The sequence below is a fragment of the Williamsia herbipolensis genome (assembly GCF_036153515.1).
GTDB classification, from domain to species: domain Bacteria; phylum Actinomycetota; class Actinomycetes; order Mycobacteriales; family Mycobacteriaceae; genus Williamsia_A; species Williamsia_A herbipolensis.
On sequence record NZ_CP108021.1, the window covers coordinates 22863 to 49706 of the forward strand.

The 26844-nt window shown below is 69.3% G+C and carries 24 protein-coding genes and 1 tRNA gene; 16 read left to right on the top strand and 9 right to left on the bottom strand.

Annotated features, from left to right (window positions below; translation table 11 throughout):
• Position 1 precedes the first annotated feature (1 nt).
• The 7 genes from aosR (at position 2) to OG579_RS00130 (ending at position 5570) form a co-directional block, all read left to right on the top strand.
• Positions 2-583 carry an oxidative stress transcriptional regulator AosR gene (aosR, locus tag OG579_RS00100; protein WP_045822319.1) on the top strand — a complete coding sequence of 194 codons (582 nt, stop codon included), beginning with the start codon at positions 2-4 and terminating at the stop codon, positions 581-583.
• An 11-nt stretch (positions 584-594) separates the two neighbouring features.
• Entirely contained in the window at positions 595-1704 is a 1110-nt protein-coding gene (locus tag OG579_RS00105; RefSeq protein WP_328857662.1) for a P1 family peptidase, read from the top strand.
• An 80-nt stretch (positions 1705-1784) separates the two neighbouring features.
• On the top strand, positions 1785-2456 hold the full coding sequence (locus OG579_RS00110) for a rhomboid family intramembrane serine protease (protein WP_045822320.1): 672 nt from the start codon (positions 1785-1787) through the stop codon (positions 2454-2456).
• Positions 2453-3277: a glutamate racemase gene (gene murI / locus OG579_RS00115; RefSeq protein WP_328857663.1), complete on the top strand. Its 825-nt coding sequence runs from the start codon at positions 2453-2455 to the stop codon at positions 3275-3277. The genes OG579_RS00110 and murI overlap by 4 nt, the downstream gene beginning before the upstream one ends.
• Before the next feature lie 49 nt (positions 3278-3326).
• Complete coding sequence (locus tag OG579_RS00120; protein ID WP_045822366.1) at positions 3327-4091, top strand: cyclic nucleotide-degrading phosphodiesterase; 765 nt, start codon at positions 3327-3329, stop codon at positions 4089-4091.
• Positions 4092-4179: 88 nt separating this feature from the next.
• On the top strand, positions 4180-4923 hold the full coding sequence (gene rph / locus OG579_RS00125; protein ID WP_045822322.1) for a ribonuclease PH: 744 nt from the start codon (positions 4180-4182) through the stop codon (positions 4921-4923).
• An 11-nt stretch (positions 4924-4934) separates the two neighbouring features.
• Complete coding sequence (locus OG579_RS00130; RefSeq protein ID WP_045822323.1) at positions 4935-5570, top strand: non-canonical purine NTP pyrophosphatase; 636 nt, start codon at positions 4935-4937, stop codon at positions 5568-5570.
• Between the two features lie 6 nt (positions 5571-5576).
• Here OG579_RS00130 and OG579_RS00135 read toward each other — a convergent pair whose 3' ends face one another.
• Positions 5577-5930 carry a DUF3817 domain-containing protein gene (locus tag OG579_RS00135; protein ID WP_045822324.1) on the bottom strand — a complete coding sequence of 118 codons (354 nt, stop codon included), beginning with the start codon at positions 5928-5930 and terminating at the stop codon, positions 5577-5579.
• On the bottom strand, positions 5927-6322 hold the full coding sequence (locus tag OG579_RS00140; protein ID WP_045822367.1) for a glucitol operon activator: 396 nt from the start codon (positions 6320-6322) through the stop codon (positions 5927-5929). Before OG579_RS00140 ends, OG579_RS00135 begins: the two co-directional genes overlap by 4 nt.
• A gap of 78 nt (positions 6323-6400) precedes the next feature.
• Here OG579_RS00140 and OG579_RS00145 point away from each other — a divergent pair.
• Both OG579_RS00145 and OG579_RS00150 read left to right on the top strand, forming a co-directional pair.
• Positions 6401-6482, top strand: a tRNA-Leu gene (locus OG579_RS00145).
• Positions 6483-6508: 26 nt separating this feature from the next.
• Entirely contained in the window at positions 6509-7894 is a 1386-nt protein-coding gene (locus OG579_RS00150; protein WP_328857664.1) for an NAD(P)/FAD-dependent oxidoreductase, read from the top strand.
• 21 nt (positions 7895-7915) lie between these two features.
• On the opposite strand, the gene OG579_RS00155 is transcribed toward OG579_RS00150, so the two are convergent.
• Positions 7916-8749: a helix-turn-helix transcriptional regulator gene (locus OG579_RS00155; RefSeq protein WP_328857665.1), complete on the bottom strand. Its 834-nt coding sequence runs from the start codon at positions 8747-8749 to the stop codon at positions 7916-7918.
• Positions 8750-8850: 101 nt separating this feature from the next.
• Between OG579_RS00155 and OG579_RS00160 the strand changes: the two genes are divergently transcribed.
• Entirely contained in the window at positions 8851-9648 is a 798-nt protein-coding gene (locus OG579_RS00160) for an SDR family oxidoreductase (protein WP_328857666.1), read from the top strand.
• A 21-nt stretch (positions 9649-9669) separates the two neighbouring features.
• On the opposite strand, the gene OG579_RS00165 is transcribed toward OG579_RS00160, so the two are convergent.
• The 4 genes from OG579_RS00165 to OG579_RS00180 all read right to left on the bottom strand — a co-directional run bounded on the left by OG579_RS00165 (position 9670) and on the right by OG579_RS00180 (position 12913).
• Entirely contained in the window at positions 9670-9990 is a 321-nt protein-coding gene (locus OG579_RS00165) for a putative quinol monooxygenase (RefSeq protein WP_328857667.1), read from the bottom strand.
• 73 nt (positions 9991-10063) lie between these two features.
• On the bottom strand, positions 10064-11089 hold the full coding sequence (locus tag OG579_RS00170; RefSeq protein WP_328857668.1) for an NAD(P)-dependent alcohol dehydrogenase: 1026 nt from the start codon (positions 11087-11089) through the stop codon (positions 10064-10066).
• 34 nt (positions 11090-11123) lie between these two features.
• Positions 11124-11879 (bottom strand): iron-sulfur cluster assembly protein, encoded by a 756-nt coding sequence (locus tag OG579_RS00175; protein ID WP_328857669.1) that lies wholly within the window; start codon positions 11877-11879, stop codon positions 11124-11126.
• Entirely contained in the window at positions 11876-12913 is a 1038-nt protein-coding gene (locus OG579_RS00180) for an amidohydrolase family protein (RefSeq protein ID WP_328857670.1), read from the bottom strand. Before OG579_RS00180 ends, OG579_RS00175 begins: the two co-directional genes overlap by 4 nt.
• Before the next feature lie 197 nt (positions 12914-13110).
• On the opposite strand from OG579_RS00180, the gene OG579_RS00185 reads away from it, so the two are divergent.
• The 3 genes from OG579_RS00185 to OG579_RS00195 all read left to right on the top strand — a co-directional run bounded on the left by OG579_RS00185 (position 13111) and on the right by OG579_RS00195 (position 17211).
• Positions 13111-14592 carry an AAA-type ATPase lid domain-containing protein gene (locus OG579_RS00185; RefSeq protein WP_328857671.1) on the top strand — a complete coding sequence of 494 codons (1482 nt, stop codon included), beginning with the start codon at positions 13111-13113 and terminating at the stop codon, positions 14590-14592.
• A 144-nt stretch (positions 14593-14736) separates the two neighbouring features.
• A complete protein-coding gene (locus tag OG579_RS00190; RefSeq protein WP_328857672.1) occupies positions 14737-16248 on the top strand; it encodes a flavin-containing monooxygenase in 1512 nt (503 codons plus the stop codon).
• A gap of 66 nt (positions 16249-16314) precedes the next feature.
• Entirely contained in the window at positions 16315-17211 is an 897-nt protein-coding gene (locus OG579_RS00195) for an alpha/beta hydrolase (protein ID WP_328857673.1), read from the top strand.
• 46 nt (positions 17212-17257) lie between these two features.
• On the opposite strand, the gene OG579_RS00200 is transcribed toward OG579_RS00195, so the two are convergent.
• Positions 17258-19051, bottom strand: a complete 1794-nt coding sequence (locus tag OG579_RS00200; RefSeq protein ID WP_328857674.1) for an AMP-dependent synthetase/ligase — start codon at positions 19049-19051, stop codon at positions 17258-17260.
• 297 nt (positions 19052-19348) lie between these two features.
• On the opposite strand from OG579_RS00200, the gene OG579_RS00205 reads away from it, so the two are divergent.
• The 3 genes from OG579_RS00205 to OG579_RS00215 all read left to right on the top strand — a co-directional run bounded on the left by OG579_RS00205 (position 19349) and on the right by OG579_RS00215 (position 25966).
• Positions 19349-21052, top strand: coding sequence for a DEAD/DEAH box helicase (locus tag OG579_RS00205; protein ID WP_328857675.1), 1704 nt, complete (start codon positions 19349-19351; stop codon positions 21050-21052).
• A 171-nt stretch (positions 21053-21223) separates the two neighbouring features.
• The gene (locus OG579_RS00210; protein WP_055789619.1) at positions 21224-21559 is read left to right on the top strand and encodes a rhodanese-like domain-containing protein; all 336 of its coding nucleotides are present in this window, start codon (positions 21224-21226) and stop codon (positions 21557-21559) included.
• Positions 21560-21763: 204 nt separating this feature from the next.
• Positions 21764-25966: an AAA domain-containing protein gene (locus tag OG579_RS00215; RefSeq protein ID WP_328857676.1), complete on the top strand. Its 4203-nt coding sequence runs from the start codon at positions 21764-21766 to the stop codon at positions 25964-25966.
• A 20-nt stretch (positions 25967-25986) separates the two neighbouring features.
• On the opposite strand, the gene OG579_RS00220 is transcribed toward OG579_RS00215, so the two are convergent.
• Complete coding sequence (locus OG579_RS00220) at positions 25987-26412, bottom strand: HIT family protein (RefSeq protein WP_045822372.1); 426 nt, start codon at positions 26410-26412, stop codon at positions 25987-25989.
• Positions 26413-26844 lie beyond the last annotated feature (432 nt).

Below are 26844 nucleotides of genomic sequence, written 5' to 3' on the forward strand. Positions count from 1 at the left end.
GGTGCAGAACTGGAGACGTCGAGGACGTGGTGGATCGCAGCGCATCACCGCCCGGCTCGACGCACACGAGAGTGAGCTGATCGCCTCGCTCGTCGGGTCGATGACCGAACTGCTCGACGAGCGCTCGCAGAGCGCGCCGACCGATGACCTGTCGGCCCTCACCGGCATCGAGACCGGACATTCCGCACCTCCCGACGACGCCACGCTCGGTCGCCTGCTGCCCGATTTCCACCGGCCCGATCAGGATCGAGAACTGGTCGCCGACACCGTGACCGGCGATCTCAACGGGGCGCTGCGCAGCGTGCACGAACCGCACATCATCGCCACCAAGATGTCGGCGGCGCAGGTCGTGCTCGACACGTTGCCGCCCGGAGGAGGCGACGTGTCGCTGACCCCGGCCCAGGCCGAGCAGTGGCTCACCGCGGTCAACGACGTGCGACTCGCCCTCGGCGCCATGCTCGGTGTCACCGAACACACCCCTGATCAGCTGCCACCCGACGATCCCCAGGCCGCTCATCTCGACGTCTATCACTGGCTCACGGTGGTCCAGGAGCTGCTCGTCGTCGCCCTGATGGGGAAGTGACGGGTGCGGTGATGACCGGGGCGGACGAGCGACGCCGACGGTGGGTGCCCGGGCCGCGTGACTCCCTCGGCGACGTCGCCGGAGTCACGGTCGGCCAGGCTCACCGGATCGACGACGACGTGACGGTCGCGACCGACGAGACACCGGGCGCCGGGTGGGCGACGGGGACCACGGTCGTCGGGCTCCCCGTCGGTGCGGTGGCCGCGGTCGACGTCCGCGGAGGCGGTCCCGGCACACGCGAGACCGATCTGCTCGACCCGGCCAACACGGTGCAGACCGCGCACGCGATCGTCCTGTCGGGTGGCAGTGCCTACGGACTGGCCGCCGCCGACGGCGTGATGACCGCACTCGGCGAGGCCGGGGTGGGGCTGCCGATGAACGGCTTCGGCGACGTCGTGCCGATCGTGCCCGCGGCGGTCGTCTTCGACCTGCCGGTCGGGGGCTGGACCTGCCGACCCGACGCGGCCATGGGTGCCGCGGCGGTCGCGGCGGCGAGCACCGACATCGTGTCGGGTTCCGTCGGTGGCGGTGCGGGTGCCCGGGCCGGGGTGCTCAAGGGCGGGGTCGGTACGGCGTCGGTGGTGCTCGACCACCCGGCCGCACCCGGTGTCACGATCGCGGCGCTGATGGTCGCCAACCCGGTCGGCGACGTCATCGACCCCGACACCGGTCTGCCGTGGGGGTGCGGACCGGCCGATCTCGACTACTTCGGGTTGGGGCCGGCGTCCCCGGAGGATCTCGAGGCCTATCGGGCACTGCACGCGAAGGCGACGGTGCTCAACACGACCATCGGCGTGGTGGCCACCGACGCCCGCCTCGACCCGGCGTCGACGCGACGGATCGCGATGGCCGCGCACGACGGCATCGCCCACGCGGTCCGTCCGGCCCACTCACCCCTCGACGGCGACACCGTCTTCGCGGTGTCCACCGGGACGGTCGAGACCGTGCGCGCCGCGGCGGTGCCGACCGGGATGAACCCCGACGTCGCGGCGGTGGCCGTGCTGTCCGAGGCCGCCGCGGTCGTGGTGCGTCGGGCGATCGTCAACGCGGTGCTCGCGGCGACGGCGGTGGCGACGATCCCCACCTTCGCCGACACGTTGCCCTCGACGTCGCGTCGGTGACATCTCCTCCGGTGACATCTCCTCGGGGGACATCTCCTCCGGGGCACGAACGCCGGTAACCTCGGCTGGGTGATCGCCTCATGAGCGCGCCGACGCCGGTCCCACCGCTCGGGACGCCGGACCCCCGCCGAACGGGTCCGCTGCACGATCGCGCCCTCTGGGTCCGTTCGGCGGTGGTGATGATCGTGATCATCGGGGTGCTCTACCTCGTCGAGGCCATCGACGCGGCCACGAACATGCGACTCGACGACGACGGGATCGTGCCGCGAGAGTCCGACGGGCTCGCCGGCATCGTGTGGTCGCCGTTCCTGCACGCGGGGTTCGACCACCTCACCTCGAACGCCACGGTGGGGGCGGTGCTCGGTTTCCTGCTGCTGCTCGCACGACGGTTCGTCATCACCACCGCGATCGTCTGGATCGTCTCCGGCTTCGGTGTGTGGTTGTTCGGCCCCGCGCACGTCTCGACCATCGGGGCCTCGGGCATCATCTTCGGCTGGCTCGCGTTCCTCCTCGTCCGCGGATTGTTCAACCGATCGCCGCTGCAGATCGTGCTCGGCGTCGTGCTCGCGCTGATCTACGGGTCGGTGCTGTGGGGCGTGCTCCCGACCCAACCCCAGATCTCCTGGCAGGCACACCTGTTCGGTGCCGTCGGCGGGGTGTTGGCCGCGTCGGTGCTCGCCGGACGTGACCGCCGCCGCGCCCGGTCGGCGCCCGCCACGCCGCCGATGTACGGCGGGAACACATCTCGGTGACACAGCCCGATCCGAGTGCCGCGACCTCCTCGCAGGCCGCGCCGATCGGCATCTTCGACTCCGGTGTCGGCGGACTCACGGTGGCGCGCGCCATCGTCGATCAGCTCCCCGACGAGGACATCCTCTACGTCGGCGACACCGGCAACGGTCCCTACGGACCGCTGCGGATCCCCGACATCCGCGCCCACGCGCTCGCGATCGCCGACGACCTCGTCGACCACGGCGTGAAGGCGCTCGTCATCGCCTGCAACACCGCGTCCTCGGCGTGCCTCCGCGATGCCCGCGAGCGCTACCCGATCCCGGTGATCGAGGTGATCCTGCCGGCGGTGCGTCGTGCGGTGAACACCACGCGCTCGGGACGGATCGGGGTCATCGGCACCTCGGCGACGGTCACCTCACGCGCCTACGACGACGCGTTCGCCGCGGCCACCGATCTCGAGATCACCTCGGTGGCGTGCCCCCGGTTCGTCGACTTCGTCGAACGCGGGATCACCTCGGGACGTCAGATCCTCGGTCTCGCCGAGGGATACCTCGAACCGCTGCAGCAAGCGCGTGTCGACACCGTCGTCCTCGGCTGCACGCACTACCCGTTGCTCTCGGGGGTCATCCAGCTCGCGATGGGCGACGACGTCACGCTCGTCTCCAGCGCCGAGGAGACCGCCAAGGACGTGCTGCGGGTGCTGACCCAGCGCGACCTGCTGCACCCGCACACCGATCGCACTGCGCAGCGGGTGTTCCGCGCCACCGGCGACCCGGTGTCGTTCGCACGACTGTCCACGCGGTTCCTCGGTCCCGCGATCGGCGCCATCCAACACGCGTAAAACACCATCGTCGATGCTGTGTGCCGCATCACGTGGCACAGTGGGCGACATGCGTTTGACCGTCCTGGGGAGCTCGGGCAGTGTGGTCGGGCCCGGTGCTCCGGCGTCCGGTTATCTGCTGACGGTGCCCGATCAACAGCCCGTCGTCCTCGACTTCGGACCGGGGGTTCTCGGAGCGCTCCAGGAGCGGGTCGATCCCAACGAGGTGGCGGTGATGCTCAGCCATCTCCACGCCGATCACTGTCTCGATCTGCCCGGGATGTTGGTCTGGCGGCGCTACCACCCGGTGCCCGCCACGGTGCGCGCGCCGCTCTACGGTCCCACCGGCACGGCCACCCGGATCGGTGCGGCCTCCTCGGAGTACCCCGGACAGATCGACGACATCACCGACACCTTCGAGACCCACGACTGGGTCGAGGGCGAGCCGGTGAAGATCGGCGGGATGACGGTGATCCCCACCCGTGTGTCCCATCCGCCCGAGACCTACGGGCTGCGGATCAGTGAGCCCGGGGGACGGGTGCTGGCGTTCAGCGGCGACACCGCCGTGTGCGACGAGCTGGTCGAGCTCGCCCGCGACGCCGATGTGTTCCTCTGCGAGGCGTCGTGGACCCATGCACCCGCGCAACGGCCGCCGGGTCTGCACCTGTCGGGGACCGAGGCGGGCGAGATGGCCACCCGGGCCGGCGTGAAATCGCTGATCCTGACCCACATCCCGCCGTGGACGCCGGTCGAGGACGTCCTCGACGAGGCTCGCGCAGCGTACTCCGGCCCGATCAGCGTCGCCCACCCCGGACTCGTCGTCGACATCGAGTGACGGTGCCGCGCACCCGCTGCGCCGACCGGCAGGGGAACGTTTGCGCGGTCGGCGTTCTCACCGGTGGCCGGGTCGTTAGAGTTGGTCCGTGAGCAGACGCGCAGACGGCAGAGCAGACGACGAGATGCGCCCCGTGCGCATCACCCGCGGCTTCACCGACCATCCGGCCGGTTCGGTGCTGGTGGAGTTCGGGCAGACCCGGGTGATGTGTACCGCCAGTGTCGAGGAGGGCGTTCCGCGGTGGCGCCGCGGTTCGGGACTGGGATGGCTCACGGCCGAGTACGCGATGCTGCCCGCCGCGACCCACACCCGGTCGCAGCGTGAATCGGTCAAGGGCAAGGTCGGCGGACGCACCCAGGAGATCAGTCGGCTCATCGGTCGCTCGCTCCGGGCGTGCATCGACCTGGCGGCATTGGGCGAGAACACGATCGCGCTCGACTGCGACGTGCTGCAGGCCGACGGCGGTACCCGGACCGCAGCCATCACCGGAGCCTATGTCGCACTCGTCGACGCCGTCGCGTTCCTGAACGAACGCGGCAAGCTCGCCGACCCCCAACCGATCTCGTGCGCCATCGCCGCGGTCAGTGTCGGCGTCGTCGACGGCCGCGTGCGCCTCGATCTCCCGTACGAGGAGGACTCGCGAGCGGAGGTCGACATGAACGTCGTCGCGACCGACGCCGGCCCGCTGGTCGAGATCCAGGGCACCGGCGAGGGTGCGACGTTCGCCCGCCCGACCCTGGACAAGATGCTCGATCTGGCCGCCCTGGGCACGACGCGACTCTTCGAGGCCCAGCGCGAGGCGCTCGACACGCCGCTGCGCGCGGCCGACTGAGCACGAGCGCCATGCCGATCACCCTGCTGCTCGCGAGCCGCAACGCGAAGAAGCTGACCGAATTGCGCCGGTTGGTCGCGACCGAGGGGATCGACGGCGTCACCGTCGTCGGTCTCGACGAGGTGCCGTCGTTCCCCGAGGCTCCCGAGATCGGTGCGACCTTCGAGGAGAACGCCCTGGCGAAGGCGGTCGACGGGTGCGCGGCAACGGGTCTGGCGTGTCTCGCCGACGACTCCGGACTCGAGGTCGACGCGCTCAACGGCATGCCCGGTGTGCTCTCGGCTCGCTGGGCCGGTCGTCACGGCGACGACGACGCGAACCTGCAGCTGCTGCTCGGGCAGATGGGCGACGTCCCCGACGGTCGCCGCGGAGGGGCCTTCGTCTCGGCGTGTGCGCTGGTCACCCCGCAGGGTGCGCAGACCGTGGTCCGAGGCGAGTGGCGGGGGCGTGTCGTGCGAGCCCCACTGGGCGACAACGGGTTCGGTTACGACCCGATCTTCGTTCCCGATGAGGACGACCTCACCCCGCCGGGTTCGGTGGCCGGGCGCACGGCGGCACAGCTGTCTCCCGCCGAAAAGGACGGGTTGAGTCACCGGTCGCGTGCGCTCGCGCGGCTGCTGCCGACGCTGCGCTCGCTCGACGGCTGAGACCGCTCAGGCCGCGAGGACGGCGCGGACCTCACGGGTGCGGATGTGCTCGAAGTAGAACGACAGGAACGGGATGGTCCCGGCGATCAGTGTCAGCACCGTCTTGCCCACCGGCCATCGGACCTTGATGGCGAGGTCGATCGCCATCGCGAGGTAGACGACGTAGACCCAGCCGTGCACGACGGGGACGAAATCGAGCGAGTCCACCCCGAAGGCGTACTTGAGGATCAGCTCGACGACGAGCAGCAACAACCACAGGCCCGTGACCCACGCCATCACCCGGTACCGCAGCAGCGCGCTGGAGATGCGTGCCGGTTCGGCGGTCGGCTTCGCCGAGACGGACTGCTGCGGTGAGGTCACTTCTTCTCCTGCTGTGCGAGTGCGGACAGATAACGGTTGTACTCGGCGAGCTCGCGATCCTCGGGCGGCAGATCGTCGTCGGGGATCACGCGAATCGGCGCCGAGGGACGCTCGGGCAGCAGATCCGCCGGGACCTCGGTCGCGCCCTTCGCTCCGGGCGCGAGCTTCGCGACCTCGTCGGGATCGGCCTCCAGCATCACGAAGCGTCGGTAGGCGTAGACGACGAACGCCGCGAACGCCGGCCACTGCAACGCGTAGCCGAGGTTCTGGCCGGAGCCCGAACCGGACTCGAAACGGGTCCACTGCCACCACGCGAGTCCGAGGCAGGCGAGTGCCGCGAGAACGACCAGCGCGATGAGCGCGGGTCGGTGCCGTCGCTTCACCTGTGCCATGGCATCGACGGTACCCGGGACCGGAATCGGGCAGGTCAACCGGTATCGTGACGCTCGCAACACGAGGGAGTGCAGCACGCGCGAGTGGCGGAATTGGCAGACGCGCTGGATTTAGGTTCCAGTGTCCGAGGACGTGGGGGTTCAAGTCCCCCCTCGCGCACCGTATGAGGCATTAGCGTGGCAGAGATGACATCTGATGGGGTCGAGGTCGACTACCTGGTGGTGGGTGCGGGGGCCATGGGTCTGGCCTTCGTCGACGTACTGCTGACCGAGACCGATGCCACGGTCGCGCTCGTCGACCGCTACGACCGACCCGGTGGTCACTGGACCCGCGCCTACCCGTTCGTCCGTCTGCACCAACCCTCGGCGTTCTACGGCGTGAACTCCGAGAAGCTCGGCCTCGATCGTGTCGACACCGAGGGGTCCAACGCAGGTCACCACGAACTCGCATCGGGACCGGAGGTCGTCGCCTATTTCGACCACGTCGTCACGCGTCGGTTCGTACCCACCGGACGGTTCCACCATCTCCCCATGACCGAGTTCGCCGACGGGGTCGTCACCTCGGTCCTCACCGGGGACCGGCACGACATCCGCGCACGCACCGTCGTCGACGCGACCTACAGCAACGTGACGGTCCCCTCGATGCGGGCGCCGGCCTTCCCGGTCGCGCCCGGTCTGCGTTGGATGGCGCCGAACGAGATGCCCGAGATCGTCACCCCGGCCGACGGGTACGTGGTGGTCGGTGGCGGCAAGACGGGTGTCGACGCGTGCCTGTGGTTGCTCGGCCGCGGAGTCGAGCCCGACGCCATCCGATGGATCGTGCCGCGCGACGCCTGGTTGCTCGACCGTCTGAACATCCAGCCGGTCGAGGCGTTCTTCGACAGCACCGTCGGCGGCTACGCACTCCAGCTCGAGGCCTCGGCCCAGGCCGAGACCGTCGACGACCTCTTCGACCGCCTCGAGCGCACCGGGCAGCTGCTGCGGCTCGATCCCGCGGTCCGGCCGACCATGTACCGCTGTGCCACGGTGTCGCGGGCCGAGCTCGACGAGCTGCGCCGCATCCGCGGTGTGGTCCGCCTCGGCCGCGTGCGGTCGGTGGAGCACGACACCATCACCCTCGACGACGGCGCGATCCCGACCACGCCGAACACCGTGCACATCGATTGCACCGCCGACGGTCTCGAGCGCCGGCCGCAGGTGCCTGTGTTCAACGACGGCCGCATCACGCTGCAGAGCGTGCGCACCTGCCAGCAGGTGTTCAGCGCGGCATTGATCGCCCACGTCGAGGCGACCGTGTCCGACATCGACCACAAGAACGAACTGTGCGAGGTCATCGCCCACCCGGACACCGACATCGACTGGCTGCGAACCACTCTCGCGAACACACGCAGCGTGGCGCGGTGGGCACGGGAGCCCGGACTGGGGGAATGGCTCGAGGCCTCGCGCCTCAATTCCATGCGTATCGGCGACGCCAGTGCGCTCACCGAGGAGCAGATGGCGGTGTCGATGCGGGTGCTGCGGTCGATGGGCCGTGCCATCCGGAACCTCGACCGCCTCCTGCAGACCGTCTGATCCCGGGTCGCCTGCGTGGAGTCACCGGCGCGCGCTGCGCGGTGACGTCGCGGGGTCACCGAGGGCGGCGAGGACGCGCTCGGATTCCGACCCCGCCTCGGCGCTGTAGGTCACGATCATCTCGCCCGGGGCGCCGGCGACGTGCAGTGTCGACCATCGCAGGTCGAGACGTCCGTGTTCGGGGTGGGCGATGACCTTGACGCCGTCGGACTTGCCGCGGACCTCGCCCTGAGCCCACAGGCGTGCGAAGTGGTCGCTGGCCACCGACAGCTCGCCGACGAGCGCGGTCAGCTCGGGATGTCGGCCCGAACTGGCCGACATCGAACGGAGGTTCCCGACGACCTCGACGGCGACGTCGTCGAATCCGAGGTAGATCTCGCGGGCGCCGGGCTCGAGGAACAGTGCGCGGGCCATGTTGTCGCCGATCTGCAGACCGATGTCGCGATGCAGTCGTTCGCCGGCGCTGTTCGCCCCGATGAGGTCGAGGACGCCGTTGGTGACGATCGTCGGGTTCGGCCAGGAGTCGATCAGGACGCGAATCGGTTCCGACGCGGTGGCGACGAGCGGAACGCCCTGGCCGGCACGGGGGTCGGCGAGGTCGGCGAGGTGGGCCCGCCCGTCGGCGTCGAGACCGAGGACGTCGGCGAGGGCGTCGACGACCGCCGGTGACGGATGTCGGTCACGACCACGCTCGAGCCGGATCAGGTAGTCGATGCTGATGCCCGCCCCTGCGGCGACCTCCTCGCGGCGGAGCCCGGGGGTGCGGCGATGGCCGATGGCCAGCAGTCCGACCGCCGCCGGCGACACCCGTTCGCGACGGGCCCGCAGGAACTCACCGAGCTGGTTGTCGGTCATGCGGTGATGCTAGCGACCCATCTCACGCCGAGACAGGTAGTGCGACTACCCGGTAGTGCCACGGTCTACCTCGTGCGATCGGACTCCTCGACGATCGGGACATGACCACACCGAACACATCCATGCTCCCACCGCAGACACTCACCGGACGGGTCGCGCTCGTCACCGGCGCCGGCTCCGGGATCGGCGCCGCCACCGCCCTCGCGCTGGCCGAGGCCGGCGCTCGCGTCGCACTCGTCGGCCGCCGTCGCGACCGACTCGTCGACGTGGCCGAACAGATCGCACACACCGTGCCCGCGGCCCCGCCCGCCACCCTCATCGTCGGCGATGTCGCCGACATCCGGGGCCTCATCGAAGCGGTCCGGCACGCTCGCACCGAGATGGGGGTGCCGTTCGATCTCGTGTGTGCCAACGCCGGGTCGATGCTCGCCGCACCGATCGACTCCGCCGACACCGCCGAGTGGGACACGATGATCTCGACGAACGTCGCCGGGGTGCTCGCGACCGTGCGCGCCACCGTCGACGACCTGACCGAGGCGGGCGCCGCGGGCCGGGCCGCGGATCTGGTGGTGACGAGCTCCATCGGAGCGCATCTCGTGCTTCGCGGGTACGCGGTGTACACCGCCACCAAGGCGGCGGTGACCCACCTCGGCACCAACCTCCGCGCCGAACTCGGGCCGCGCGGGGTGCGGGTCCGCGTGGTGGAACCGGGCATGACCGAGAGTGAGCTCGGTGATCACATGTCCGATCCGGACGCCCGAGAATGGTTGGCACGCTTCGCGATCGAGAACCCGCCCATGCCGGCGTCGGCGATCGCCGAGTCGATCCGGTGGAGCGCGGCCCTACCCGTCGGGGTCAACGTCGCCTCGATGGTCGTGCTCCCCACCGGCCAGGGCTGAGGAGGGTGTGGGCCGAGGGGGTCAGTCGACCTGCATCTCGCCCATCGGGCCCCAGCCGTCGGCACCGATCTTCTCGCTGATGATCTTCGGGGTGTGGGCGAGGTACTGCGGCAGGTCGGTGACGGCGGCCTTGAAGTGATCGCTGTTGACGTGCGCCTCGGCGCCGTCGTCGGCGAAACCCTCGGTCAGCACGTACTCGTTCGGGTCGTCGAGGCTGCGCGCCCAGTCGAAGAACAGGTTGCCCTCCTCGCCGCGGGTGCCCGCGGTGAAGTCGGCGACCAACTCGGGCCACGCGTCGGCGTGCTCGGGCTTCACGGGGAACTTGACGACGATGAAGATCACGGATTCTCTCCTGCACTGGTGGTGGACGGTTCTCTGCCACGGTACGTGGCGGGCTCGCTGGTGATCGGGGTCCTCACGGGGTGAGGATGGCCCGGCCGCGGACGTTGCCGGTGTTGAGATCGTCGATGGCACTCTGGAAGTCGTCGAGGGAGTACTTCGCGGTGTGCAGGGTCACCGCCCCGCGCGCGGCCAGCTGCATCAGGTCGCACAGGTCGTTGTACGACCCGACGAGGTTGCCCACGATGTTCTTCTCGGCCGAGATGAGATCGATCGACGGGACGTCGATGTTCTCGCCGTATCCGACGATGTGGTAGTCGCCGGCGCGACGTGTCATCGCCAGTCCCTCTGCGGTGGTGCCGTTCTCGCCGACGAAATCGATCACGACCTCCGCCCCGTGGCCTCCGGTCAACTCCAGCACCTGCTCGACCTGGGTCCCGTCGGCGACGATGCCGCGGTCGGCGCCGATGGACTCGGCGAGCTTGAGGGCCTGTTCGTTGCGGTCGACGACCACCAGTTCGGCGGGGGTCAGGGCCTTGAGGACCTGGATCCCGATGTGCCCCAGTCCACCCGCCCCGATCACGACGCAGCGGTCGCGCGGTGTCAGGCGCTGCGCGGCCTTGGCCGCTGCGTGATACGCGGTGAGGCCCGCGTCGGCGAGGGCCGCGACGTCGGCGGGCTCGAGCGAGTCGTCGATCCTCACCACGCTGCGCGCGGAGGTCTTGATGTAGTCCGCGTAGCCACCGTTCGTGTCGATACCGGGGAACGCGTTGACCTCGCAGTGCACGTCGTCGCCGGACCGGCAGGCGCGACACAGGCCGCAGGTGATCAGCGGGTGCAGGATCACCTTGTCGCCCTCGGCGACATGGGTGACCGCGGCACCGACCGCGTGGACCCAGCCGGCGTTCTCGTGGCCGATCGTGTACGGCAGTGTGACGCCTGACTTCTCGGCCCACTGGCCCTCGAGGATGTGGAGGTCGGTGCGGCACACGCCGGCGCCGCCGATCTTCACGACGACGTCGAACGGACCCGTGGGTTCGGGGATCGGGAGCTCGGTCATCTCGAGTTTCTGGTGGTAGCCGACCACCTGGACGGCGCGCATCGTGGACATGGTCTCTCCGGTTCTGTGGGGTGGGTCAGGACGCACGCACGGTGAGCGCGGTCAGCGGGACGAACGTCGGGTCGGCGGGTTCGTCGGCGTAGCGGGTACCGAGAAGGCCCTTGCACCAGTGCGCGTTCCCCTCGATGGAGATGCGGGTGGAACGCGCCCGACGCAGGGCACGGGTCACCGCGTCGGGCGCGTAGCTCATCCCGTCGGCGTCGACGAGGACGAGATCGTCCGCGTCGGTGCCGAGACCGATGGCGCGACGACGGCGCCGCAGCGAGCGAGCGGCGTCGTCATCGGGGAGATCGGCCAGGCGCACCGCACCGAGTCGGGCCTCGGTGCGCTCGGGATCGGCGCGCAGCAGTCCGGTCAGCGCGCGTTCCATCGCCGCGGTGTGCGCCTTGCGCGCGAACGTGGCACGCAGCTCGTCGAGGTCGGAGTCCGCCTCGTGTCGGAATGTCCCGCGATATCCGGCGTCGGCGGCCAACCCGGTGTTGATGATCTCCGAGTCGTGGTGGTCGTCGAGTTCGACGACCACCACCGACGTCCACGGCAACGCGGTGAGGGCGTCCTTGGCGTCGGACGCCATGAGGTAGGCGAAGTTCGGCGCGCAGAACGAGGTGGGCAGGCGCAGATGGACCTCCACCGCGCCGTCGGCGCCGGCGTCGATCGACCGCACGAAGCCGAGGTCGGTGATCGGTTCGTCGAGTTCGGGGTCGATCACCGCGTCGAGTGCGAGCCGGATCTCGGCGTGCCGGGTGGTGTCGAGGGTGGGAGCCGACATCATGCACCGACCATCTCGTCGGCGCCCCGGGGGCCGGTGGCGGTCTCGTCGGCGTCGGGCAGCTGCAGTTCGGCGGGCACCGGGATGTCGTAGAGCTTGGCCGCGTTGAGCCCGAGGACCTTCTTCTTCTGGTCGGTGGTGATCTTCGGGTACTCGCTGAGCTCGTCGGGGATCTGGAAGTCGACGAAGCTCTCCACCAACCACTTCGGGGTCCACAGGGCGTAGTCGGAGGAGAAGAAGATGCGGTCCTCGCCCAGCCAGTAGAGGAGCTCGCCCATGATCTGCGCGAAGTACTTGGGGCGAGTGTGCATGAAGGGGATGGCCACGGCGAGGCCCGCGTAGACGTTGGGCTCCTGGGTGGCGATCCAGCAGAAGTCCTCGAGGCGGGGGAGTCCGCAGTGCTCGACGACGAAGTTGAGGTCGGTGAAGTCCGACGCGACGTGGTCGACATCGGCGACGTCGAACGCGTCGCGGTCGAGCGGTCGGATGGTGGGGCCCTTGTGGACGTGGATGTTGCGGATGCCGAGCTCGCGGCACGCCTCGAAGTACCGGTAGGCCCATGGGTCGTCGAGCTTGTAGCCCCGCGACTCCCCGTGCCATTCGGCCGTGTAGAGCTTGACGCCCTTCAGGTTGTACTTCTCGGCGTCGAGCCGCAGCTGGTCCAGTCCCTGCTCGCCGTTGCGCGGGTCGAAATGGTGGTTGTAGGTCAGTTTGTCCGGGTGCGCGGCCGCCAGCTCCGACGCCTCGTCGGTCTGGCCGAACCCCTTGTAGTAGAACTCGCCGAGATGGGCGGGCTGGAAGATCGCATGGTCGACGTGGCCGACCTCGAACAGGTCGTGCATCAGACGGTCGCCGCCCTGGTAGAGGTACTCCTCGTAGCTCCACAGCTCCGACTCCGGCGACAGGTTCCGGTGGTAGTCGTAGAAGCAGTCGATGAACTGTTTGCCGTGGATGTTGCGCTGGTTCTCCGCCCGTGCGTCCCACAGTGCGACGTGGGCGTCGACGATGAAGTAGTTGGTGTCGTCCTTGCGATACATGGCTGCTCTCCCTCTCGTGTGACTGCTGTCACAACGTGTGAGGCCGACAGTAGGAGCGGGACGCGACGTTGCCGACGCCGTTGCAGTCTCACTTTGAGACACGTGCGCATGCCTGCATCCGCCGTCGTCGGGTGACACTGTGTGTAACCGGCGTCACACTGGAGGGCGCTGTCGATGTCGTGCGGGATGTCGGAGGGATGACGGTGGACGAGGGCGTACCGGAACGGAACCGGGTGCATGCCGAACTGGCGCATGCGACACCGGTGTCGAGCCGGGTCATGGCCTCGTGGCAGCGCAGCGAGGACTACGGGATCCCGTTGGATGCGGTCGAGCCTGTGTTCACGGGCACCGAGGACCTCGGCTCGCTGTTCTTCCAGTGCGGCAACGAGGTGCTGACCGATCTGCACCGGACCCTCGCCGACGAACCCGTCAGCCTCATGCTCACCGACGCCGACGGGGTGGTCCTGAGCCGACTCAGCGGTGATCGCGGACTGCTCCGCGCCCTCGACGACGTCCATCTCGCACCGGGGTTCGCCTACTCCGAGCGCATGGTCGGCACCAACGGACTGGGGCTCGCACTCGCCGACCGCGTCCCCACACTCGTCCGCGCCGACCAGCACTACGCGCAGAGCCTCTGCTCGTTCACCTGTGCCGCGGTCCCGATCCTCGAACCCGAGTCGGGCCGCCTCGAGGGCAGCGTCAATCTCACGACCTGGTCGCGGACCTCGAGCGAACTGCTGCTCGCGTTGGCGCGTTCGGCCGCCAGCAACACCACCGCCCTGATGATGGCCCGCTCACACGGACGACACCCGCGACGGACCCCGAGGGGACAGATCTTCCGGGTGGAGGTGCCACGACTGGAACCCGGATCGGGGACGCTGCACGATCTCTCACCGGAATGGAACGCCGCCGTCCGCACCGCGCAGACCGCGATGTCGTCGGCGCGGGTGGTCGCCGCGATCGGCGAACCCGGGTCGGGACGGGCCACCGCCCTCGCACAGGCCGCCCGCCACGCGTTCCCGCGCGATCGCATCCTGTCCGCCGCGGCGCCGGCGCCCACCGACGTCAGCACCTGGCTGGGACTGTGGACCCCCGAGGTCGGCAAAGACCACACCGCGGTCATCGTGCGCGACGTCGACATGTTGCCCGGTTGGGTCGCCGAACGTCTGCGCGACCTCGTCGCCCGCGACCCGCATCCGGACGCCTTCCCGTTCGCGGTGACCGCGGAGCGGTTCGCCGACATCCCGCCCGCGCTCGCCGAACTCGTCGACACGGTGGTCTCCGTCCCCACGCTCCGCGACCGCCCCGACGACATCACCGCGCTCGCGCGCCACATCGCGCGACGGGTGCGTGGTCGCGACGTGGAGTTCACGCCGGCGGCGCGGCGCGCGCTGCGCGGTTTCGACTGGCCCGGCAACGTCGACCAGCTGACCCGGGTCGTGGGTGACTGCGCCGGGCGGGCCGACGTCATCGACATCGGTGCCCTGCCCCCGGAGATCCTGGCCGGCAGCACACGGCATCTGTCCCGCATCGAGGCCTTCGAACGCGGCGAGATCGTCCGTGTGCTCTCCGACGGCACCCCCACGATGGCGCAGGCCGCCCGGGAACTGGGGATGAGCCGCGCGACCCTGTATCGCAAGGTCTCCCAGTACGACATCGGTCTCGCGCGGGGACGCTGACCTGCGTCGACCGCGCCCCGTGCCAGCGGGACCGGCGGCTCGTTGTGTGTTCTCACCATTGCGGGCCGCGTGTGACCGCCCACACACTGGGAGCGCGTGCGTCGGTGACCTCCCTCGGCGGCACGCGGAAAGGGCGGGGCGCGGGTGACCACAGCGAACGAGACCGATGTCGACGTCATCATCGTCGGGGCCGGCCTGTCCGGTGTGGGTGCGGCACACCATGTCCGGGAGGCGATGCCGAACGGCAGGCTTCTCGTCCTCGAGGCCCGCGATCGCATCGGCGGGACCTGGGATCTCTTCCGCTACCCCGGAGTGCGTTGTGACTCCGACATGCAGAGCCTCAGCTACCGGTTCAACCAGTGGACCGACTCGGACTCCATCGTCTCCGGGGCCACCATCCGCGACTACATCGAGAAGACCGCGGTCGCCGACGGCACCGACGAACGGATCCGGTTCTCCCACCGCGTGACCCGCGTCGAGTTCGACAGCGAGACGACCACCTGGACGGTCACGGCCCGGCATCACGACCAGACCGTCGTCGTCACCGGCCGCTTCGTCTACCTCTGCACGGGGTACTACAGCTACGACGCCGGCCACACCCCCGAGATCCCTGGGCTCGGCGACTTCGCCGGCCCGGTGGTGCATCCCCAGCAGTGGCCCGCCGACCTCGACTACACCGGCAAGCGTGTGGTGGTGATCGGCAGTGGGGCCACGGCCATCACCCTGGTGCCCGCGCTCACCGAGAAGGCTTCGCACGTGGTGATGCTGCAACGCTCGCCGACGTACGTCATGGCGTTCCCGCGGCACGACGACCTCGACGAGAAGATCGCGCGACGGATCGGTGCGCGGCGGTCGGCGGTGTTGACGCGATGGAAGAACGTCCTGATCGACACCGTCCTCTACCAGATGTGTCAGCGGTGGCCGCGGTACATGCGGTCGGTCATCCGCAAGGAGAACGCCGCGCAGCTCCCCGCCGACTTCGACCTCGAGAAGCACTTCACGCCGAAGTACGACCCGTGGGATCAGCGGATGTGTCTCGCCCCCGACGGCGACATCTTCTCCGTTCTCGCCGAGGGCAGCGCGTCGATCGTCACCGACACGATCGACCGCGTGACGCCGGATGCCATCACGACACGGTCGGGCGAGATCATCCCCGCCGACGTCGTCGTCACGGCCACCGGACTGCAGATGCTCGCGTTCGGCGGTATCGAGATCGTGGTCGACGGACGCGACGTCGCCCCCTCGGACACGTTGTCCTACAAGGGGATGATGCTCAGTGGGGTGCCGAACCTGGTCTTCACCATCGGGTACACGAACGCGTCGTGGACGCTGAAGGCCGATCTGGTCGGCGAGCACTTCGGCCGCATGCTCTCCCACATGCGCAAGCACGGCCACGACCAGTTCGTGCCGGTGCGGCCCAGCACCGTCGACGAGCGACCGTTGCTCGACTGCGAGGCCAACTACATCGTGCGGTCGATCGACACCTTCCCGCGCGCGGGATCCCGGTCGCCGTGGCAGCTGGGTATGAGCTACTACCACGACGTGCTCACGTTGCGGCACCGTCGTGTGGCCGACCCCGCGATGCGGTTCACCGGTCCCGGCGATCGACGTGGCGCCGCAGTCGGTCACCACGAGCACGTCGAGGCGGTGCGCTGAGCGCCGAGCCGGTCGATCTGTCGCCATGCGACGTCGCTCGCGACGGGCGCGAATAGACTCGCGCAGGTGAGCGCTGAACCGTCCACCCTCTCCGTCGAGCTCCCGGAGCTGACCGTGTCGGCCCTGACATGGGGCCCCACCGACGGTCCGCTGGCCCTGCTGCTCCACGGCTACCCCGATTCGGCCTGGTCGTGGCGGCATCTCGGTCCCGCCCTCGCCGAACGCGGATTCCGCGTGGTCGCGCCGTTCAGCCGGGGATACGCCCCGAGCGGCATCCCCGCCGACGACGACTTCCACATCGGCGCGCTGATGCACGATGTGATCGGCATCCACCGCGTTCTCGGCGGCGACGGTCAGGCCGTGGTCGTCGGCCACGACTGGGGTGCACTCACCGCGAACGCTCTCGGCGCCTACCGCCGGTCGCCGTTCCGGGCGGTCGTGTCGATGTCGGTGCCCCCGGTTCCGGCCATGGTGCGCACCGACTCGCCGCCGGCGGTCGTGGCACGTCGACTCCTGCGTCAGGCGCGGATGAGCTGGTACATGCTGTTCAACCAGATCCCCGGGGTCGCCGAACGCTCACTCGACCGACTCATCCCACGCTTGTGGCACGACTGGTCGCCCGGGCACGACGCCGCCGAGGACCTCGTCCACGTCTTCGACGCCCTGCCCACCGCGGCGCACCGCCGTGCGGTCCTGAGGTACTACCGCGCCCTCACGCGTCCTACCCGCCCGCTCGCGCGGTATCGGGAGATGCACGACGCGTGGCGTCACGCGCCGACGGTGCCGACGCTCTACCTGCACGGTGTCGACGACGGATGCATGCAGGTCGGCTACGCCGGGTCGGTGCGCGACGTGCTGCCCGACGACAGCCGGGTCGAACTGATCGACGGCGCAGGCCATTTCCTGCAGGTCGAGCAGCCCGAGGCCGTCAACCGTCTCGTGGTGGAGTTCCTGACACGCTGACGGCGCTCACGGGCGCGGGGGAGCACCCCCGCGCCCCGCGACGGCGTCAGCGCTTGGCGTAGAGCTCCTCGATCGCGTCACCGTGGGCCTGGTGGATCACGTTGCGCTTGAGCTTCATGGTCGGCGTGATCTCGCCCGACTCGATGGTGAAATCGGAGTCGAGGATCGTGAACTTCTTGATCGCCTCGGCCTTCGACACCTTCGCGTTGGCCTGCTTCACCGCTCCGTCGATCTCGGCGCGCAGCGTCTCGTTGGTCGCCAGGTCGGCGATCGGTGTGTCGGCCGAGAGCCCGTTGCGCTCGAGCCAGCCGGGGACCGCCTCGGCGTCGAGGGTGATCAGCGCGGCGATGAACGGCTTGTTGTCACCGACGACCAGGCACTGGCTCACCAGCGGGTGGGCGCGGATCGAATCCTCGAGCGGGGCGGGGGACACGTTCTTGCCACCGGCGGTGACGATGAGTTCCTTCTTACGCCCCGTGATCGCGAGGTAGCCGTCGGTGAGGGTTCCGATGTCGCCGGTGCGGAACCACTCGCCGTCGAACGAGTCGCGGGTCGCGTCCTCGTTGTGCCAGTAACCCGCGAACACCATGGGGCCCCTGAGGAGCACCTCGCCGTCGTCGGCGATGCGCACCGAGGCGCCGGCGACGGGGCGGCCGACGCTGCCGACGCGCTGTGCGCCCGGCGCGTTGACCGTCACCGCCGCGGCGGTCTCCGACAGGCCGTAGCCCTCGTACACCGGGATCCCGATGCCGCGGAAGAAGTGCCCGAGTCGGTCGCCGAGCGGCGCGCCACCGGAGATGGCATCGGTGCACTTGCCGCCGAGTGCGGCACGCAGCTTGGCGTAGACCAGCGCGTCGAAAACCTTGTGCTTGGCGCGCAGGGCCAGACCGGGCGAGCCCTTGTCGAGGGCGCGGCTGTACTCGATGGCGGTGTCGGCCGCGCGATCGAAGATCTTGCCCTTGCCGCCGTCGTAGGCCTTCTGCTTCGCGCTGTTGTAGACCTTCTCGAACACGCGCGGCACCGAGAGGATGTAGCTCGGCTGGAACTTCTCGAAGTCGGAGATCAGGTTCGCGATGTCGTTGGTGTGGCCCAACAGGACCCCGCTCTCGACCGAGCCGACCGCGACCACCCGGGCGAAGATGTGCGCCAGCGGGAGGAACAGCAGGGTCGAGCGCCCCTCGGACATGATGTCGCCGAGCGTCTCGCGCACGCTCGCGCACTCGCCGAGGAAGTTGCCGTGGGTCAGCGCCACGCCCTTCGGGTTGCCGGTGGTGCCCGAGGTGTAGACCAGGGTCGCCATGCTGTCGGAGGTGAGCGTCGACCGACGTCGGTCGAGCTCGTCGTCGCCGATGTCGGCGCCCTTGCCCGCGAGGGTGCCGAGGATGTCGTCGTCGATCACGAGGGTCTCGCGCAGTGTCGACGAGGCGGCGTCGACGACGTCGGCGTGCGTGCTGCGCATCGCCTCGTTCTCCACGATCAGCAGGGAGGTGCCCGAGTCGGAGAGGATGTACTTCACCTGATCCGACGCCGACGTCTCGTAGATCGCGACCGTGGCGGCCCCTGCGCGCCAGATCGCGTAGTCGAGCACGGTCCACTCGTAACGGGTGGACGACAGGATCCCGACCCGGTCACCGGGCTCGACGCCGGCCGCGATGAGGCCCTTGGCGGTCGCATCGATCTGGTCGGCGAACTCGCCGGCGGTCACGATGGTCCACTTCTCTCCGCTGCGGCGGCGGAAGAGTGGCAGGTCGGGGCGTTCGCTGCGGTAGCGCAGCGGTGCGTCGACGATGGCGGCGTCGTCGGCGACGGTGGTGGTCGAGGGGGTGGTCACTTCGGGCACGAGGGTCTCCAATTCGATCGTTCGACGCAGCCCGAAAACGGACAATCCCGACCTGCGGCAGCACTGTGACACAGATTACCTGGTCTGTTCCCAGGGCAAACCGCGGCTGCACAACCCGCTCGGATGAGTCCCTGCGCCGCAGGTCACGAATAACGGATCGGCCCGCGGGGCGGTTAGAGTGCTCGCGTAGACATCTCTCATCCGGCCGGCCGTGAGGCCGACGGAAATCAACGATCGGCTCAGGTGCCGGGAATCGGCGGGCAAGCAGTGGACGGCAACGGGTCGCAGGCCCAATCGGTGACATTCGCCGATCTCGACATCGAACCCCGGGTGCTGCAGGCACTCAACGACGTGGGGTACGAGAGTCCCTCGCCGATCCAGGCCGAGACGATCCCGCCGCTGATGGCCGGTCGTGACGTCGTCGGTCTCGCCCAGACGGGCACCGGCAAGACCGCCGCGTTCGCGATCCCGGTGTTGTCGAAGATCTCCGGCGGCGGCCGCAAGCCGCGTGCCCTGGTGCTCGCCCCGACCCGCGAGCTCGCGCTCCAGGTCGCCGAGGCGTTCGGCAAGTACGCCGCGCACCTGCCCGACATCAAGGTCCTCCCGATCTACGGCGGCCAGAGCTACGGCGTCCAGCTGTCGGGTCTGCGTCGCGGTGCCCAGATCGTCGTCGGGACGCCCGGTCGCGTCATCGACCACCTCGACAAGGGCACCCTCGACATCTCGGAGCTGGATTTCCTCGTCCTCGACGAGGCCGACGAGATGCTCACCATGGGTTTCGCCGAGGACGTCGAGCGCATCCTGCGTGACACCCCCGACTCCAAGCAGGTCGCCCTGTTCTCCGCGACCATGCCCAAGGCCATCGGCCGGCTCGCGCAGAAGTACCTCAAGAGCCCGGTGGAGATCACCGTCAAGGCGAAGACGCAGACCGCGCAGAACACCACGCAGCGCTATCTGCAGGTGTCGCACCAGCGCAAACTCGACGCTCTCACGCGCGTGCTCGAGGTCGAGACCTTCGACGCGATGATCATCTTCGTCCGCACGAAGTCGGCGACCGAGGAACTCGCCGAGAAGCTGCGGTCGCGGGGCTTCTCCGCGGCGGCCATCAACGGCGACATCGTGCAGGCCCAGCGTGAGCGCACCATCGCCTCGCTCAAGACCGGATCGCTCGACATCCTCGTGGCCACCGACGTCGCCGCCCGTGGCCTCGACGTCGACCGCATCTCCCATGTCGTCAACTACGACATCCCCCACGACACCGAGTCGTACGTGCACCGCATCGGTCGCACCGGACGCGCGGGTCGGTCCGGTGACGCACTGCTGTTCATCACCCCGCGCGAACGTCACCTGCTGCGATCGATCGAGAAGGCGACCCGTCAGCCCATCACCGAGATCGGTCTGCCCAGCGTCGACGACGTCAACGCCCAGCGTGTCGCCAAGTTCGGCGAGTCGATCACCGAGAACCTCGGGTCGGAGAACATCGCCATGTTCCGGCGGCTCATCGAGAACTACGCGCAGGAGAACGATGTGGCCATGGCCGACATCGCCGCCGCGCTGGCCCTCGAGACCCGCGACGGTGGATTCCTGCTGAGCCCCGACCCCCCGGCGAGCGAGCGCAAGGCCGGGGCGGAGCGTCCCGAGCGCCGCCCGCGCGAGGGTGGCACCAACTTCGCCACCTACCGCATCGCGGTGGGCAAGAAGAACAACGTCACCCCCGGCGCGATCGTCGGTGCGATCGCCAACGAGGGCGGGCTGAGTCGCGGCGACTTCGGGCACATCAGCATCCGCGCCGACTACAGCCTCGTCGAACTCCCCGAGGATCTCGGGCGTGAGACGCTGACCGCGCTGCGCAGCACGCGCATCATGAACGTGCCCATCAACCTGAGCAAGGATCAGGGCCCGCCGCGGCAGCGCTCGTCGGCGCGCCAGGGCGGCGGTCGCGGCGGCGACTTCGGCGGCCGACGCGGTGCTCCGCGCGTGGCCGGTCGCGGTCGCAACTGATCCGTACGGCCGGCTCCACCCGCGGGTCTCACCGCCTCCAGGAAACTTTCCCGTAACATCGGCCCGGCTGCGTCCGATGTCACATCCACGGGCTACGACATCGTCGTCGTACCCGACCGGACGTCAGCGTCAGAAATTCTCCTGCAGTAACAAGGATCGGTGAGTTCCCCGGTGTCAGTGGTGGATCCAATCTCGGCGACAGAAGCGGCCGAGCACACACAACAGGGTGCGGCCGTCGTGGTGGACATGCGTCCCCAGGTGGTTCGTCATCAAGGAAGTCTCCCCGGGGCGGTGATCGTGGAGCCGGCCGATCTGACCGCCGCGTTCGAGCCGACCTCCCCCCGTCGGATGCCCTGCGTGTGCGACCTGGACGTCGAGATCGCCGTGGTGTCGGTGCGAGCGCAGGCCCGCCGCATCGCCGAGCAGATCGCCGCGCTGGGCTACACCAACGTGCGCTACGTCGACGGGGACTTCCCGGCCTTCCGTTCGGCGTTGCTCGCCGGCTGATCGAGCCGGCGGTCCGTCACGGCCGCGCGTCCGTTCTGCGCGTCACCGCGCAGAGCGTGGTCATCGAATATCGTGGGCACCCATGAATGCGAAGGTCAGGGCCCGAGCAGGTAGCGTTCTCTCTGCCTCGGTCCATAGACCTGAGGTTCACCTCGAGGTGACCCGACGACCTCGACCGCTGCTGGTGCGGGCGAAGAGGACCTGATGACCGAATCGATGTCCGTCGACGATCGACGCGCACGGGTGTTGCGGCTGTTGCAGTTCCTGCACGAGCTCATCCGTGCGAAGTCCGACGTCGTCCGCAACGTCGACGACCACGAGGCCCTCGTCTGGCTCGGCGACGACAACGGTCTGCCGGTGCGCACCAAGGCTGCACCCGGTGAACGGTTCCTCGAACTGCGCCCGACCGGTGCGGGCGCCGACGGATTCGCCAGCGTCGCGGCCATGCTCGACGACCTCGCCGCACGTCCCGAGTCACTCGAACTCGTGGTCGCGACCGGTCTGCTGACCATCGGATCCGACGCCTCCGCCGACGGCGACGTCCCGGCGGTCAACCAGCATCTGCTCACCCAGGCCGTCGTGGCCGAGCACGATCACACCGCCGACACCATCTCGATCAGCCTGGCCGGCGACTCGGTCCCCGAACTGCAGGACAGTCACCTCCTCACCGGGGTCGAGGGATTCGACCTCGGCCGGTCGGGGGAGGTCGCCGATCTGCTGGCCGCGCAGCCGTCGGTGCTCGCACCCGCCGTCGCCGACATCGTCGAGACCTGGCGCACCACCGTGCCGACGGGTTCGGTGCCCGTGACCGTCACCGCCACACCGGCTCTCGTGCTGCGCAACCGCGGTTCGGGCGCGATCCTCGGCTACTACGAGGCCATGATGGCGTCACTGCGCGATGCCGACGGCGACGCCTCGATCCCCATCGGACTGGCCCAGCTCGTCGAACCGATCGAGTCCGCCGAACGCGTCGCGAGACTGGCGGAGGCCGGCGCGATGTCGGCGGGCGAACTCGTGGAGGACGCGCTCTACCCGTTGGCGTCGAACGTCGAACAGCGCGACATCCTCGCCCAGCTCGGACTCGACAGCGGCGTCGTGGTGGAGGGTCCGCCCGGTACCGGCAAGACGCACACCATCGCCAACCTCATGGCCGCCCTGCTGGCCAAGGGTCAGCGTGTGCTGGTCGTGAGCGAGAAGGCCCAGGCGCTGCAGGTGCTGCGCGACAAGCTGCCGCCGGAACTGCGTGAACTCGCCGTCGCCATCACCGACGTCACCAAGGACGGTTCGTCGTCGCTGGTGGAGAGCGTCGAGGCCATCGCCGCCCGCAAGGGGTCGTTCCAGTCGCGAGTGGTGACCTCCGAGATCAAGAACCTGCGGTCCAAGCGCGACCAGGCGCGCGCCAAGCGCGAGCAGATCCTGCGTGAGATCTGGCAGCTGCGCGAGTCGGAGACCGAGAAGCACGAGTGGGTGGCCGCGGGCTACAGCGGAACCGCCGCGCACATCGTGCGGACCTGCCAGGAGGTCGCCGACCGGTACGACTGGCTGCCCGGGCCCCTCGAATCGGCGCTGCCGCCCCTCGACACCGACGAGATGGACCGTCTGCTGACGTTGCTGCGCGAGCGCGACGACACCTGGGCGAGCCGCCTCGCCCAGCGCCTGCCCGATCTGGAGGCGTTCCTGCCCGGGTCGGTCGAGCTGGACTCGATCTGCGCGCGCATCGCCGAGCAACCCAGCGAGAAGATGGTCGGGAGCGGCTCGCTGCTCGCCATCCTCTCCGACGTCGACAGCGGCCGGCTCCTCGTCATCAAGAACCAGTGCGACCACCTCGGCGCCGCCGTCCGCGAGGTGCGGACGTTCCCCGAGCACCTGCAGCAGATGGCCGAACGCCTGCTCTCCGGTGAGGCCGCCTACCTGTGGAATCGCGTCACCCAGATCTCGGCGGTCATCGACGAGGCCACCCGGCGCGACCGCGACATCGGCACCCACGAGGTGTCGGTCTCGTCCGGTGACGGCACCGCCGGGGCCCCCGCCGGCGCGGCGTCGGTGTTCGACGACGTCGCGCAGTACCTCCGATCGGGTGGTGTGTGGCGCTCGCGCTTCCGCAAGTCGCCGCAGCAGCGGGCCGTCGACGCACTCGGTGTCGTGGCCACGGTCGACGGACGTGCGCCCGCCGACGCCGACACCATGCAACTCGTCGCCGATCACCTCGCCGTGCTCGAGGGAGTCGGTCGCGTGCAGACCGTCCTCGCCGACGTCGACGTCCCCGTCGACACCACCGGGTCGCGGTCGTCGCAACTGGGGCAACTCGTCCGGCTCGACGAGCAGCTGGGCTGGATCTCCGAGCTCCTCACCGGCCGTGACGCACTCGTCCGTCAGCTCGAGTCGATCAGCCCCGGCGGACCCCGCCCGAAGAGCATCGACGAGGTCGCCGAGGTGGCCCGCCAGACCGGTGCGATCGCGGCGACCAACGACGCCGTGCTGGCCCGGCGCGAACTCGACGAGCACGCGCGGGCGCTCAGCGCCGAGGTCGACCAGGGGCCGTCCGACGAGGGCGAGGCCCTCGTGTCGGCCATCGTCGCCGCCGACGCCGACGCCATCAAGGAGTCGCGCCGGGCGTTCAACTCCGCACGTGCACAACGTGATCGACAGGGTGCGTTGGACCTGCTCGAACTCCGTCTGAAGCAGAAGGCGCCCGAGCTGCACCGCCTGTTGCGGGAGACCGCCGACGACCGCGAGTGGGACGCCCGTCTGCGCGAGCTGACCGACGCCTGGTCGTGGCGCCGCGCCTATTCGTGGGCGTCGGACCGCAGCGACCCGAACCGCGAGTCACGCCTCGAGTCCGATCTCGACGCCGTCGAGGCCGACATCGGACACTTCACCGCCGGGCTCGCCGCGGCGTGCGCGTGGCGCGAATGCCTCGAGCACATGTCCGTCGCACAGGTGCAGGCCCTGCAGTCCTACCGCGACCACATCACCAACCTCGGCAAGGGATCGGGCAAGCACGCCGAACGGTTCCGTCGCGCTGCACGGTCGGCGATGACGCAGGCCCAGGGTGCGGTCCCGGCGTGGATCATGCCGATCTCACAGGTCCTCTCGTCGATCACCCCGGAACAGAACTCGTTCGACGTCGTGATCGTCGACGAGGCGAGTCAGGCCGACATCACCAGCCTGTTCCTTCTGTGGCTCGCGCCCCGGGTGATCGTCGTCGGCGACGACAGGCAGTGTGCGCCGGGGACATCCGGTGCCGCCGGGCTCGACGACGTCTTCGCCAAGCTCGACACCTACCTCCCCGACGTGCCGCAGTACATGCGCGACAGCCTCACCCCGCGGTCGAGCCTGTTCTCCATGTTGCGGACACGATTCGGCCACGTCGTGCGGCTGCGCGAGCACTTCCGGTCGATGCCGGAGATCATCGAGTACTCCTCGCGGCAGTTCTACCCGGACTCGCCGCTGGTGCCGGTGCGCCAGTTCGGCGCCGACCGACTGCCGCCGTTGCGCACGGTCTTCGTGCCCGAGGCGGTCGCCACCGGCGACAGCTCGGCGCTGACCAACAGCATCGAGGCCGACGCACTCGTCGAGGCGCTCGTGGCCTGTGCCGACGACGAGCGCTACGCCGGCCTCACGTTCGGTGTGGTGGTGTTGCAGGGCCAACGTCAGGTCGACCTCATCACCCAGCGGCTGCGCGCCGCGCTCACCCCCGAGCAGTGGCACGAGCGGTCGCTGCGCATCGGGACGCCGCCGGACTTCCAGGGCGACGAACGCCATGTGGTGTTCCTGTCGATGGTGGTCTCGGTCGACCGGAACCCGGTGTCGCTCACCAGGAGTGAATCGCAGCGCCGGTTCAACGTGGCGGCGTCGCGCGCGATGGAGCAGCTGTGGTTGTTCCACTCGGTCGCCTCGGCCGACCTCAAGCCGAACGACCTGCGTTACTCGCTGCTGTCGTACATGGAACGCACCGAGGGTGCGTTGGTCGATCCGATGCCGTCGGTGGTGACCGTCGACGAGCGGTGCGAGCCGTTCGAGAGCCTCTTCGAGCAGCAGATCTTCCTCGACCTGACCGCGCGGGGGTATCACGTCAACCCGAAGGTGTCGGTGAACAACCGCGTGATCGATCTCGTGGTCACCGGCGCCGATGCCCGCCTGGCGGTGGAGTGCGACGGTGACGAGTTCACCAGCACGCCCGAGCAGGCCCGCGCCGACATGGAGCGCGAACGCGAGCTACGGCGCTGCGGCTGGCGGTTCTGGCGCGTCCGCGAGTCGGAGTACCTCCTCGATCCCGAGCGCGCCCTGGCCGGACTGTGGACCGAACTCGACGCGCGCGGTGTCGCCGCGCACTCGGTTCCCGACGGCGACGTCGCGCGCGCGGCGGAGGGTTGGGAACCGATCGATCTCACCGGCGGCGACTGACCGCATCCCTCTCGCGGCGCTCAGGTCCCCTCGGGCATCGCCGCGCGCACCGCGGCCACGGTCCCGTCCGGGTCGGGATCGCGGCGCATCACCAGACCACGGGCGAACGACAACCGGTCGCCGTGGTGGCGGGGGACCACGTGCACGTGGGTGTGGAACACCGTCTGGAACGCCGCACGTCCGTCGTTGATCATCACGTTGACCCCGTCGGCGGCGATCGACGACGACCGCAGGGCGGCGCCGATCATCCGGGCGGCGTCGAACAGCCGTGTGCCCATCTCGCTGGTGATGCCGGCGAGATCGGGATGGTGTTCACGGGGGATGACCAGCGTATGGCCCGGTCGTACGGGGCGGATGTCGAGAAAGCCCATCACGTGATCGTCGGAGTAGACCATCCGTGCCGGGGCGGTGCCGGCCACGATCGCGCAGAACACGCACTCACTCATGACCGCCACCCTAAGGTGCGCGTCGCCACCGCCGACGAGACGTGGTGATCGCCCACCACACGGGACGACACGATGAGGCCCGCCACTGCCTCATAACGATTCGGTAACGAACTGTTCTGCGCCTCGGATCGCCCGCCGACGGGGTGCCTCGACGCCGTCACGTGGGGGTTCGTCGGGAGTCGTGGGAGGGTCCGACCGGCCCTGCGAAGTTACCCGCGGGGTTACTCGCGGGTATACCCGGCGGTCACCCCAAAACATGAGGGATCCCTCATTTTCGTGTGCGACGATGGTTCTCGTGCCGCACCGGGTGGACGGCGAGTACACCCCGGAGCACCGTTCCGCACCGCGGAATCGGGACTCCACCGACTCGACCCACACCCGTTGCGCACCAGGCCCTTTCGACCGCCTCGACGATGAGCCAGCGGTCAGCCG